General features: G+C 41.8%; 10 protein-coding genes and 1 tRNA gene. 7 read left to right on the top strand and 4 right to left on the bottom strand.

Features of this window, described 5'->3' with window-relative positions:
• Positions 1 to 79: 79 nt before the first annotated feature.
• Positions 80 to 1,108 (bottom strand): nucleoid-associated protein YejK, encoded by a 1,029-nt coding sequence (gene yejK / locus ACVBIO_RS06220; RefSeq protein WP_447162207.1) that lies wholly within the window; start codon positions 1,106 to 1,108, stop codon positions 80 to 82.
• Between the two features lie 497 nt (positions 1,109 to 1,605).
• Between yejK and ACVBIO_RS06215 the strand changes: the two genes are divergently transcribed.
• The 3 genes from ACVBIO_RS06215 (at position 1,606) to ACVBIO_RS06205 (ending at position 3,922) form a co-directional block, all read left to right on the top strand.
• Complete coding sequence (locus ACVBIO_RS06215) at positions 1,606 to 1,824, top strand: YejL family protein (protein WP_447162206.1); 219 nt, start codon at positions 1,606 to 1,608, stop codon at positions 1,822 to 1,824.
• An 83-nt stretch (positions 1,825 to 1,907) separates the two neighbouring features.
• A complete protein-coding gene (locus ACVBIO_RS06210) occupies positions 1,908 to 3,692 on the top strand; it encodes a DUF3413 domain-containing protein (RefSeq protein ID WP_447172217.1) in 1,785 nt (594 codons plus the stop codon).
• Between the two features lie 153 nt (positions 3,693 to 3,845).
• A tRNA-Pro gene (locus tag ACVBIO_RS06205) sits at positions 3,846 to 3,922 on the top strand.
• A 118-nt stretch (positions 3,923 to 4,040) separates the two neighbouring features.
• Here the strand turns inward: ACVBIO_RS06205 and ACVBIO_RS06200 are convergent.
• On the bottom strand, positions 4,041 to 4,265 hold the full coding sequence (locus tag ACVBIO_RS06200) for a cytochrome c3 family protein (protein ID WP_447162204.1): 225 nt from the start codon (positions 4,263 to 4,265) through the stop codon (positions 4,041 to 4,043).
• 431 nt (positions 4,266 to 4,696) lie between these two features.
• Here ACVBIO_RS06200 and ACVBIO_RS06195 point away from each other — a divergent pair, with 431 nt between their 5' ends.
• Positions 4,697 to 6,868, top strand: coding sequence for a sensor domain-containing diguanylate cyclase (locus ACVBIO_RS06195; protein ID WP_447172216.1), 2,172 nt, complete (start codon positions 4,697 to 4,699; stop codon positions 6,866 to 6,868).
• Here the strand turns inward: ACVBIO_RS06195 and ACVBIO_RS06190 are convergent.
• Positions 6,865 to 8,304: an alpha/beta hydrolase gene (locus ACVBIO_RS06190; protein ID WP_447172215.1), complete on the bottom strand. Its 1,440-nt coding sequence runs from the start codon at positions 8,302 to 8,304 to the stop codon at positions 6,865 to 6,867. The two genes, ACVBIO_RS06195 and ACVBIO_RS06190, sit on opposite strands and share 4 nt — an antisense overlap.
• Positions 8,305 to 8,409: 105 nt before the next feature.
• Between ACVBIO_RS06190 and ACVBIO_RS06185 the strand changes: the two genes are divergently transcribed.
• A complete protein-coding gene (locus ACVBIO_RS06185; protein ID WP_447162201.1) occupies positions 8,410 to 8,889 on the top strand; it encodes a DUF6942 family protein in 480 nt (159 codons plus the stop codon).
• A 340-nt stretch (positions 8,890 to 9,229) separates the two neighbouring features.
• Here the strand turns inward: ACVBIO_RS06185 and nadE are convergent, their stop codons facing one another.
• Positions 9,230 to 10,060 carry an ammonia-dependent NAD(+) synthetase gene (nadE, locus tag ACVBIO_RS06180; protein WP_447162200.1) on the bottom strand — a complete coding sequence of 277 codons (831 nt, stop codon included), beginning with the start codon at positions 10,058 to 10,060 and terminating at the stop codon, positions 9,230 to 9,232.
• Positions 10,061 to 10,262: 202 nt separating this feature from the next.
• Here nadE and ACVBIO_RS06175 point away from each other — a divergent pair, with 202 nt between their 5' ends.
• Both ACVBIO_RS06175 and ACVBIO_RS06170 read left to right on the top strand, forming a co-directional pair.
• Positions 10,263 to 10,907, top strand: a complete 645-nt coding sequence (locus ACVBIO_RS06175; RefSeq protein ID WP_447162199.1) for a LysE family translocator — start codon at positions 10,263 to 10,265, stop codon at positions 10,905 to 10,907.
• Between the two features lie 1,064 nt (positions 10,908 to 11,971).
• Positions 11,972 to 12,406 carry a hypothetical protein gene (locus tag ACVBIO_RS06170; protein ID WP_447172214.1) on the top strand — a complete coding sequence of 145 codons (435 nt, stop codon included), beginning with the start codon at positions 11,972 to 11,974 and terminating at the stop codon, positions 12,404 to 12,406.
• The last annotated feature ends 74 nt before the right edge of the window (positions 12,407 to 12,480 follow it).

Here is a 12,480-nt window from a genome sequence, read left to right as displayed (position 1 = left end):
AACACTTAAGGTTCGGCTTGTAAATTTGCCTTTATTCATAATCAGCTATGAACAAGAGGCATTTGTAATGCTTAAGGGGTTACTCACCCTTAAGACGGCGATCGAGTTGATCTTTAAGGTTTGCCGGTACACCTTTAATAATGATGGTGTCAGATACAGGATCGTAGATCACTCTCTCACCTAGATGTTGGCCATCAAAACTTAGCGTTACACCACCACCTGTGCCAGAGAACTTTTTCAACTGTCTTAAGGTTGGTTTATCACCAGGAAACTCCTCTTCTAATTCATAATTGCCGCCTTGGGCAAAGTCATAAAAAGAGTCCATACCTTGGTCCGCAAGTTCATCGGCTAAGTCTTTAATCTGAATCGAGGCACCTTCATCACAGCGCTCGCTACAGTAATCAAATACACGCTCTCGAGCTTGTTGACGCTCATCTTTGGTTAACTCACTATTACCCACAAAATCTTCAACAGCGTTCATCAACGACTTGTTCTGAGCCTTGGTATTAACACCTTCAACACAGCCCATAAAGTCCAAGAAGAAATCAGCAACTTTACGTCCTGCACGACCACGCACAAAAGAGATGTACTTTTTCGATTCTGGATCAGCCTGCCACTCAGTTAAATCAATACGTGCAGCGAGTTGTACGTTGTTTAGGTCCAAATGTGTATTTTGCGACAGTTCCATATCGTCGAGTACTGTCATCGATGATTTTGCGTTAAGCAAAGACACAAACAGGTAATCGCTTGTCATGTAGGTGTAGCAAGATAGCAGCAAGAACCCGCCAGTGCTAAAGTCGTACTTAGCCAGTTCTTCTTGTAGCAACTTACCCGCAATCCCAGAAAACTCGACAAAGCCAAGCTCACCACTGCGATAAGTGGTTAAGGCTTCTTCAAACTTAGTGTTTGCTTCGCCATCTTCACCACTAATACCAAAATGGCCAAACCCTTTACCGGCTTTGGTGGTATAAGTTTGATGCAACTCTTCTAGCATCGCCTCAACCGCTTGGCTATTTAGCAAAGGTTGTGGACGTAATCGACAACTAAGTTGACCTTCACCATCTTGAGAAATGGAGTGGATAATTGCTTGTTCGACGTTAATACTCATTGAGCCTCGATAAAATTTGGCAAGGAGCGTAAGGCTTTCTCACACTCTTATTGGAAACAATTGATATCTGTCATTGGTAAGGGAAGAGCAATCCTACCTAATCCAACCACATTGTAATGCCCGCTATCATACCAGAGAGTCGCAATAAATCTATATTTGCTTGAGTGAACTAAGGCCTAGCGTTTAAAGTCATATGATTGCAGTATTAATGAATAAGCTGATTATAATCAGAACGAGAAAATAAAGGTAAAAACATTGAAAATCAACAAGATAAAAACAAAAGCAAGAAGGGTGAACACACAAGGTAGCATTGCTTGAATGTTAGCTTGATGCAAAAGCTGATTGGCGATTTTCAACACAAGAGTCACTTAATCCCACCGCCTAATTTCCAACACTGCAACCAGCACTGTAAAAAGTACAATAAAAAGTGCGGAGCTTCTGCAAAAAATCCGTTATTATATGCCGTTAATCAAGATTTAAAGTGAACCTTTTTAATTATGGCTATTCAATCCAAATATTCTAATACCCAAGTAGAGTCTATTATTGCAGATTTACTTGCAGTGCTAGCAAAGCATCAATCTCCAACAGACTTAAGCTTGATGGCTCTTGGTAATTGCGTCACTCATCTGCTAGAAAAGAAAGTTCCAGCTGAGGCGCGTCAAGTAGTTGCAGAGCAATTTGCTAAAGCATTGTCGCAGTCAGTGAAAACTAACTAAGATACAGATATATTAAGCAGAATAAGTAGAGGCTAAAATAATGATTTTAGCCTCTACAACCCCTAAACAATAAATGGGTCAACATGGTCGAGCGACAAAAACAGATTGGACGTGATCGCGTCTCACGCTTAGTAAGCTGGGGGCACTGGTTTGCTTTCATTAATGGACTACTGGCCATTATTGTCGGCTATCGCTATCTCGACACCATCGGACTTCCCGAATCATTTATTGGCTGGGGCTATTTAGTTATTAGCACCGTAGGTCATTTTAGCTTTTTAGCTTTTATGGTTTATCTGGTGCTTATCTTCCCTGTTACCTTATTGCTTCCTTATTCAAGGGTCCTCAGGGGATATGCCGCTGTAGTGGCGACATTGAGCTTATGTTTATTGCTCTATGATACGGTTATCTATGATGATTATGGTCTTCATCTAAGTCCCTTTGTATTTGATCTGGCCTGGGCGGACTTAAATGCCTTATTAAGGGGCACCTCCTACATCATCACACCTCTCGCCATTTTGGCGATAGAGCTTACTTTGGCGAATTTCCTTTGGAAACGGATTGAAAAAATCCGCAAACGGAATATAGGTAACCGAATAGTCGTGATTGTTGGTGCCTGTTTTGTTGCTAGTCACCTGATCCATATTTGGGGCGATGCCGCAGATGTAACCGAAATTACCCATTTCGATGATGCTTATCCATTGTCTTACCCCGCTACGGCTAAAAGCTTAATGGAAAGTTACGGTATTGAAGGTATTCAAGATCAGCAGAACCAAACGCCACCAAAGGCTAGCCTAGACTACCCATTAGCAAAGCTGCAATGTAACGCTGATGACCTACCTAACATTTTAGTCATTGCAGTTGATAGTTTACGAGCCGATCAAGTTGATAGCGCGACCATGCCTTTCCTTGCATCTTATGCGAAAAAGAACATGGACTTTACTGAACACCTCAGCGGTGGCAATCAGTTTAGTAGCGGCATGTTTAGCCTGCTTTATGGGCTTCAAGGTAGCTACTCTAACGCGGTAGATTTACATTTCCGTAGTCCAGTATTAACCCAAGAACTCAGCGATAAAGGGTATCAATTAGCGTTATTTACCACTCAAGATATCCTAGGGCAGCCCCAAGCAATATTTAACGACTTTACACGCGTTAACTCAGAGCATATCGACAGCTACGCAAAATCTGATCTGCAGTCCGTTGCTAACTGGCAAAAATGGACTCAATCGGCGGCCCAACCCTGGTTTAGCTTACTCAACCTAAAGTCACCAGAAAGCTATGACACGCCTATTGGCTTCTTAGGTATTAAAACGGTTCAAGCATCGTCAAAGTTTAAACCTGCACAAAAAGTACTATTTAACCAGTATCGACAGTCGCTTAACTTTATCGACAAACAGATTGAGCAGGTTGTGAGCACACTTCCAAAAAGTACTATGGTTGTCATTACAGGTATCAGCGGCAAAATGTTTACCAGTAATTCTGACGAAGCAAGAGTCAACCTGTCACCCGATAGCATTCGCGTACCAATGATTATCCATTGGTCAAATGAAGAGACAGCCAAAAAAATAAAATATCGCACGACGCACAACGGCTTAGTGCCGGCAATTTTGACTCAAACCTTAGGTTGTACCAACCCTGCATCAGACTACAGTTCTGATCAGAGCCTAATGCAACCGAGTGATAAGACTTGGGTTTATGTTGGTGACCATCGTATTTTTGCGATTTATCAAGAGCATGAAATTACCGTTATTGATCGACATGGTAAGTACCGTATCTACGACAATGACTATACTAAGCCGTTAAAAAAGAAATTAAGTGCCCCAGAGCTTGTGGAAGTGATGCGAGAAGGTCGTAGGCTTTACATCCACTAAAAGTGCTATAGCATAAAAGACTATAAACTAAGCAAACGAATTCTCATCACACATGAAGAGCTTGCGCTAACAATAATGACTTGATAAAGTGCGGGTTCTTCAGAAATACCCCCTTAGTTATAAATGCTTTATAACTTGTTCTGTAGAATATCTCGGGATATGGCCTAGTCCGGTAAGGCGCTTGTCTGGGGGACAAGAGATCACAGGTTCAAATCCTGTTATCCCGACCAAATTATACAAAAAAGCCAGCTAATCGCTGGCTTTTTTGTATCTGCAATTTGCAGGAGCAAATTAGATAAAAGCACTGTGTTAAATTATCACTACAGCGCTTTTATCACTGCCGAGTATTTACTCGTGACAGTCTGAACACTCTTTCATTGTTAGGTCAGGAGTGTGGATCTCTGTATCTAACTCGTGAGCACTTGCCATATCGTGACAATCGTTACAAGTCGCAATGCTTGCTTCCATTTCTGTATGCTCTTCAACATTAATTGTCTCGTGGCAGTCAGTACAGTTTACAGCCATAGCTGAAGCAGAAAACGCTAACGCAGCAACCAAAGTTAAATATTTCATATGCATTCCTTAATATCGGAGTTATCGCACTTAATGTTTGTGGTGTCACAGAACTGTTAAGGCTTATTTTGTTAGTGCTGCCTAATAAATGAAAGACTTAGTGTCTCAGCAGCCCTTGCCTACCATGATATGAATTAACCTTAACTGAAACTTAAATCTAGCCATCAAATTGAACAAAAGCTGAATGACTCCTCGATGACTTGTAAAGGATGTGAGCGAGGTCTGACATATCATCAAATTTAAATATTTTTCTTTTAAACCTGATAGTTCCCAATAAGAAAGCCTCAGTCAAACAAGTTGACCTTACTGACTACTTTTTGCACACTCAGTCTCTAATATTTGGTTAAAAGTTGATATCTAGCTATAAAGTTAATAGATTGTAAACTGCCAAGACAAAACAAAAACTTCCACCCTAACTAAGGCGCATATTTTTGGGGAAAATAGAAAAAAACAAATTATTGTTAGCCACTTCGTTAGGCGTAATCGGCTTAATCATCAACCTATACCCGATACACTTATTTGCTAACATTCAACTGATCCTTGGCAACGTTTCCTACGTTATTGTCGCAGTATTGCTGGGCCCTTGGTATGCACTTTATACCGCAATCATTACCGTCACCGGCTTAATGATTGCCTGGGATAGCCCTCACGTTTACGTCTTATTCGGCGTTGAAGCGCTCTGCTTAGGTTTAGCTAGAAGAAAAGATATTTACGCCTTATATGCCAGCTTTAGCTTTTGGCTATTTATCGGTATGCCGCTCTTCTACCTTTATATCTTTTTATTTTCCGACTTGCCTAGCAGTCATATTGCATTCGTCATTTTAAAACAGGGAATTAATGGTCTGGTTTATGCTTGTATCGGCTCTTTGCTGATCATCTTAACGCCCTCTTTCTGGTACTTTTCATACAAAGTAAAGGACAAGCAGCGTCGAACGTTCAATGCACAACTCACCTATACTTTTACCCTCGTCATCACCATCGCTTTGCTATTGTCAGCCTTACTGTTTAATAACCAATTTATTGAACGCCAACAACGCTTGCTGTATAGCAATATTAAAAACTCAGCCAACCACCTGGCTTTATCAACGCAAGCCTATCTTGATTCGCATACAAGAGCGATTACCAATGCAGCTGCTTGGCTCAGCCTAAATAAACACAGTAAGACAGAAGAACAAATATTACTGTCTGAGCTACATAATAATTACTCTGGATTCATTACTATGTTGCTCGCCAATGACGAAGGCAACGTCATTGCCGCTAGCCCCGCGTCCTTGCTTACCAATGGCACTGTTAATCCTCAAAAATTTAGCATCCGTGACAGAAACTATTTTATCGAATCTTATATAAACCAACGCGCTTATATTTCACCACCGTTTTTAGGTAAAGGCTTTGGTAATGATCCTATCGTAGCGATTAGCTCGCCCATTTACCCAGCCAACAACCCTCATCAACCGATAGGCATTATCGAAGGCTCACTCAATTTAAATGAATTTAAAAAGGTTGATAAATTCAACACTGATTCACAGCACCAGTCCATTGTGCTCATCGATAAAAATAGAAAAGTGATTTACGCCTCAGATGGACTCGATATAGCGCCCTTGAGCGAATTTAGCTTCTCACAACCTAGCGAAAACTATATTACCTCTCTCCCAATGCTTAATATCAGCCACGGCGACAATAAGGCGCCTGAGTATGTTTATACCAGTGTGACGCTCAGTAATGATTGGCAATTATTTGTACTGAATCCTTTTAGGCCATTGGTAGAATTGGTCGAAAGCATGTATTTAGCCACGTTTGCAATACTGCTTATTTCATTATTGATCACTATTTATATTTCACGAGTGATCAGTGCGCGCCTGACTCTGCCTTTAGAAAATATCGCCAATAAGTTCAGCACTAGCCTTGAAGGTAATAATGTCGAATATGCTGTAAACGAAGAGTCTCCTCAGGAGGTTTATTCGCTATTTAAACGTCTACAGCAAAGTAAGAGTCAGCTTATTGGTTATCAACTAGAGCTAGAGGAGAAAGTAGCAATACGGACCCTGGAGCTTGAGCACGCCAATAGCAAGTTAAAAGCGCTGGCAGAAAAAGACCCACTAACGGGCTTATATAACCGCCGCTATGCAGAAGATAAGTTTCCAGCGATTCAAGAGCTTTGCCAACGAAGCGATGAAGTCATTGCAATCGCATTGCTAGACCTTGATAAGTTCAAGTTTATTAACGATACCTATGGTCATGACGGAGGCGATCTCACCCTTAAACGCATTGCCAAGTTGCTAAAACAAGAGTTTAAACGCGATTCAGATATTATTGTTCGGTATGGCGGCGAAGAGTTTCTGTTGATCATGCCACTGTGTAATGCACTAAAAATTGAACATCACTTGGAACGATTTAGACAGAAACTTGAAAGTCTAGTCATCGATGCTAAGCAAACGTTTCAAGTCACCACCAGTATCGGAGCAGTTATTGGTAATGGTACCTTTAGTACATCACTGGAAGACTGGGTTAAACAAGCTGATCTCAACCTATATCAAGCCAAAGAAGCCGGTCGAAACCAATTAGTGTTCACGACCTTAGAAGATAAAGATCTCCCTGACAATTAGGGGATAATCGTCTCGTCCATTTTACTGAGTATATAGGGATAAAATGGATTCCATTTCTGTCTCATGATCTCGCTAGCCGGAACACTGAGCACCCCTTTCTCTCCTCGAGAAGCACCTGAGCCTATCTGAATATGTTGCTTGTCAGCATCCCAAACAGGGCCATACAAGCCATCGCTCATAGGAAACGGTAATGCTACGTGTGACAGTGAATAAACTTGCTTAGGCCAGCTTAATGACAGCGGTATGACACTAGCGTCATTGATACTACGGCTTTGAATTGCACGACTATCAAGGCTCTGGTTTTCAATTAAGGTAAAATCATAATTGAATTCTCCATCGGTCATCATCTGTCGATAAGGTTGTAACGGATCATTTAGAATCAGGCTTAAATTGACTTGCGTACGGTTAATATCAAATAGCACCAACTCATGGCCTGCATCAGGTAGCTGGCTATAGAGTGCACTTATCACAGCGCTTGTATCCACGGTATCATCAGTCAGTGACTGAAAGGTCAAAATGGGAGGTAAAGCATTTAATCCCGTCTGCCCGAGCTGCTTTATCAGCTGTTGATTACGCATTGAAAGTTGATAAACAACATCCCCAGCGTTAACCGCAAAAGAACCATACTTAAACGGATCGTATTCAGCTTGAATACTGTTCCAGCTCAGTTTATCTAGCCCCAGCACAGTACCTAGCCTTGCTTGCCATTTAGCCCCTGCGGCAACAGGAGGTAAACCGATTGCAGGAGAAAGAAAAATCATCGCCGAGTAATCAGCTAGTTTTTTCGTCGCTAAGCGCTCTAATTCATAGTTTAGCGCGAGCGCTGCCCCTGTGGAAAAACCAACTAAGTAGAGGGGTTTGTCCCTCAACGCTGTTTTCATATGCTGGGTAGCCAGCGCTACAGCTCCAGCCATGTCTTGCCAGTAGATATTGGTGAGTGCTGAGGGTATAGTGCCATGGCCTGGTAACCTAAGCCCTAAAACATGAGCCTTATTTTTATAATGCTTGCCGAAGTGTGACATGGCGTACGGAGAATCAGACATGCCGTGCAGTAGCAACACGCCGTATTCGGCATCAGCTTTGGGCCACTCATAGCTGCGATTCCAATCTTGCTCCCAGTGGCCAGGATCCGAATAACTGCCTCTCACATAACGATTAATGATATCGAAGGACTGTGGGTCGACAGGCTGCTGATACACTTTACTTTCTAGCTCAGCGAACAGTTTATCTTCAAGCTCCAGATATTCTTCAAAGCTATTAAGGTTGCTGTTTACGCGATATTCAGAGGTTAAGTCGGTAGTATGCCAAAGTGACAGATCGGGACGGGAATTTAAAAACCATACGGCCATAGCAATTAACGCAATGCTAGTGCCTAAAGATGCATAAAACAAAGCAAAGGCAAGATGTTTTGTTGATCCAATAATAATGGCTTTCATAAGCGTCGCTATTCATCCTAAACAGGCAATATAATAAAAGATAATGTAATAATAAAAGATAACGTACACGTTTTTAATACGAACTGGTAAAGATAAGGGCTTACATTGAATAAAAATAATTACCTCATCGGCGAACTCACCGCGAGCACCTGCTTTTACTTACCCACTCCACCAGCAATCATTGATGACTGGCATTACCACTCAAGCGATGCAATCGCGCAACTTATCGACGCTAATGGCAATCATTGGCGTAAAATATTTACCATAATGGCTAAAATTTCAGTGACCGATAAACAGTGGAAACACTATCGCGATACACAATTATTAAAACACAACGAATCTATCTGCATCGGTGCCACCAAGTTAACGCCAGGCGCCACACTTCACATTGTTTGTGGCCAGCAAAGCGCTCACGCATTGTCATTATCTGAACAACAATTTAATCCAGTAGATCCCACAACAACTTATATCAGCAGGCACCTTAATCAAGCCATCTATCTTTGCCCTTATCTTGATTATCGTCAATTTCCGAACCTGCAAATAGATAAGTTAAGGGCCAGATTAAACTTGCCCGCACTAAGCTAATCTCTAAGCCAACCTCTGAGCTCGTTTGCTTAAGGTTAGCGCTTAACGCTATGGTTTAACGATGCCGCTTAAAGATAAAGCTTAACGCTATTACTTAAAGCCATTTTTTAAAGCTATTGTATAAAACTGTTGCTTAAAGCGGTTTCTTAAAGTCATGCCAATACTCGATGTTGTAATACAGAACAACATATTTTCTAGGCAAGTACAAACAACAAAGGCGCCTAGGCGCCTTTGTTGTTAATCAAGTCATTGGGTTAATATCAAAATTTATAAATCACATTATTTGCTCATAAAATTTAGCATCTAACGCAACCCAAGCCGCTACTCAGGCGCTTTGACCCTAGTCATAAATTGTTGGAATTGGCTCACGCTTGTGTTGAGTCGCGCGGTATATACCAACTAGCTTATCATTAACGAAGTGGCTGACTTCTTTACCCTCTAAAAAGTCATCAATTTGATCATAGGTTAAACCCAGTGCGACTTCATCTTCTAATTGCGGTTTGCCCTCTTCCAGATCAGCCGTTGGCGCTTTAACCACCAGCTGTTCAGGTGCACCTAAGCATGCAGCTAGCTGGCGAACTTGACGCTTATTTAGGCCAAATAAAGGCGCTAAATCACAGGCTCCATCGCCCCACTTAGTATAAAACCCGGTTATATTTTCAGCACTGTGATCGGTACCAACCACTAAACCACCGACTAAACCCGCGATCTCGTATTGAGCAACCATGCGCATTCTTGCCTTCACGTTGCCTTTCACAAAATCAATTTTATCATCTTCTGGTAAGCTAATACCCGCGGCTTCAACGGCAGCCAGCGTTTCACTATGAACACCATCAACGCCAAGTTTTACATTCAGCGTAACTTGCTTTGAAGGTTGAATAAACTGACAAGCCAATTGCGCTTCATCTTCATCCTTTTGTACATCGTAAGGTAAACGAACTGCAATGAACTGGTATTGGTTAGTCTCTGAGTCAGCGTTCAGTTCATCAATAGCAAGCTGACACAAGCGACCAGCCAATGAAGAATCGACACCACCACTGATCCCCAAAACTAAAGAAGAGGTACTGGACTGCTTAAGCTTTGACTTAATAAATGCAACCCGTCTTTGTATTTCAAAAGCGGGATCAATAGCCTTAAGCACTTTCATTTCTCTTAAGATCTGTCCTTTCACGTTCTGCGCTCCAATAGTGTTGGCATAAAATCGGTGTCTATTATGGGCCAATTGTTGCGATTATTCACGGGCTGATTACTCACAATCGTGTTAATTTATTATTTCTAAACTCACAGCTGTTTTAAATTAAGCTTCTTGGCATTTACTCAATAGCTATGTTGCTCTTAATCAGCAGTAAATCAAATAATTACCTAGGCATCAGATGGAACTTCAATTACTTATATCACTGTCATTCATCCATCTCATTGCGCTAGCAAGCCCAGGGCCTGATTTTGCTTTAGTGGTTCGCCTTGCCACTCAAGAGTCTCGCGCTGCAGCTGTTGCCTCGGCGCTTGGCATAGCGGTCGCGATTCTCGGGCACACCCTACTCAGTTTAACGGGGGTTAGCCTTATCATTCAAAGCTCTGCCCTTTTATTCACCCTTGTTCAGTTGGCTGGCGCTAGCTATTTAGCCTGGATGGGCATGGGCGCGATAAAAGCTGCATGGCTGCACTGGAAAGATCCTGTATCGATTGAAACAGCCACGCAAGGGCGAGGAATAACCCCTTATAAAGGCTTTATGCAAGGGCTCTATACCAATATTTTAAACCCCAAGGCTCTGGTGTTTTTCATCACGCTATTCTCTACTCTGATCACCCCACAGGTCAGTTTCGCAACTAAGAGTATGGCCGCTTTACTATTGTTTTCTTTATCCTTTATCTGGTTTAGTTTGATTGCGGTAGTACTGTCCAAGCCCACTATTCAGCTTAAAATGAAACAGGCCAGCCCACTAATTAATCTCGTTACCGGGCTTGTATTTATTGGCGTAGCACTGATGATTATCTCGGGACTCGTGGCATCACACTAGCAAATCGAATACAGCGAGTGCTGGACAGGACGTCCGAATGTCGTGATCGCATGTTCAATGATGTTCCCTACATCATAATGACATTTCCCATATTCCTAAGGGTCAGATGTGAAGGAATGACCTTATGTGCAGATACTGCTGAGGCTCGCCCCTAGTAGGTCCAGGTAGGCTTAACGAAAACATCTGATGTGAATGGATTCACAAATGCCGCGGTGACATAGATGACATAGATGACGTAGAGCAGCCATGTTTTCATCGGTTGCAGCCGTATCAACGTTGGATAATTGGCGCCTTCATTTGGGAAGTCGTGGTTTGATGTCTAACTTGAAAATGCCCCAAAGTAAGTTAGCCTTTGAATGAAGGCTGATTACATTTTTTGTTTGTATCCTTGCTATGGGGGAGCCCGTTTGAGCTTGTAGCTGAGTCGCTATTAATCGCCTCCAGCGGGGTATGTGCAGACACTGCTGCGAGACGCTGCACTTCTTTATAATGGAAAGTATCCCTATACGCTCTGCGATGACAAACAACATCCATGTTTAAAGGCCAGTTCGGCATCCTGCCTCTCGTTCGAAGAGTATCTCTTTGAGATACCTCACCCTGAAACCGAAGCCCGCAGCCGTATCTGCACTGGATAATTTTCTTCTTCGATTTGGGCTGAAGAGTTAGTTTTCTAACTTGAAAATTCCCAAAAATTATTTTCACTGATAAAAGTGGTAAATAGCACAATTAAGGCTTTGGGCTTGTAAAAGCTAATGTGGGACGCGAGATACAAGACCTGCCCCAGAATTATCATATAGGCCGGAGCCTAGTGACTTTTCTTCCTGCGTGAACATTGCACTTTATGCAATGCCGGAGGTTCTTTGTTTCACTCAGGCAAAGAAACAGGGAATCAGCTCTCTCCACGCCGTAACCAATTGTTAACAATCTGGTTTGATGTTAGTCTTGAGTGATTAAAGTATTGGCAATCTGTTCTTATTAGAAATTCAGCCTAATATACTGTTAGGCTTACTTTTTGCCCGTGAGTAAGTCTTTATTTATTTGGGCTTAATACAAAAGGAAAAATAATGAAAAAAGCAATTTTAACTGGCTTAATGTTGTTATCTTCTTCAGCAGTTTTTGCTAATGGAGATAGTGCTGGTTTAACAGGTATTTTGAATGTAAATGATACAGTAAAAGTTAAAAACTTTATTTACCCAGATAAAATATGGACATTATACATTCCAAATGACCCTGCGGATGCTGCAAAAATACTAGCATATGTAACATATAAAAAAGTTGGTACTCATAAAACAACTGTAGAATATTTTGATCAAGACGGAAAACGAAGAGATTATTGTTCATTTGAAACTGTTGTTACCAATACACCTTATATACATACATTAACATGTAGTTGGGGAGGTCGAAATCCTGAGGGTGGGTTAACCTTTAAGGTCTTTAATGACTTAAATGGCAAAAAAGAAGAGATAGGGAATCTATTTTTACCAGCTAAGAAAGCCTAATCGGGTAGCCAAGGGTATCTAACCCTCAGCCCCCACACCACCCTGCATGCGGCTCCGCACAGGGCGGTTCATTT

This window comes from Shewanella sp. 0m-8 (assembly GCF_052977265.1).
This window is presented reverse-complemented; position numbering and strand designations above follow the sequence as displayed.

Coding starts and splice junctions, on each gene's coding strand:
- yejK (WP_447162207.1), bottom strand. CDS start 1,108: ATGAGTATTAACGTCGAACAAGCAATTATCCACTCCATTTCTCAAGAT.
- ACVBIO_RS06190 (WP_447172215.1), bottom strand. CDS start 8,304: ATGAAAGCCATTATTATTGGATCAACAAAACATCTTGCCTTTGCTTTG.
- ACVBIO_RS06210 (WP_447172217.1), top strand. CDS start 1,908: ATGGTCGAGCGACAAAAACAGATTGGACGTGATCGCGTCTCACGCTTA.
- ACVBIO_RS06170 (WP_447172214.1), top strand. CDS start 11,972: ATGAAAAAAGCAATTTTAACTGGCTTAATGTTGTTATCTTCTTCAGCA.
- ACVBIO_RS06200 (WP_447162204.1), bottom strand. CDS start 4,265: ATGAAATATTTAACTTTGGTTGCTGCGTTAGCGTTTTCTGCTTCAGCT.
- ACVBIO_RS06215 (WP_447162206.1), top strand. CDS start 1,606: ATGGCTATTCAATCCAAATATTCTAATACCCAAGTAGAGTCTATTATT.
- ACVBIO_RS06175 (WP_447162199.1), top strand. CDS start 10,263: ATGGAACTTCAATTACTTATATCACTGTCATTCATCCATCTCATTGCG.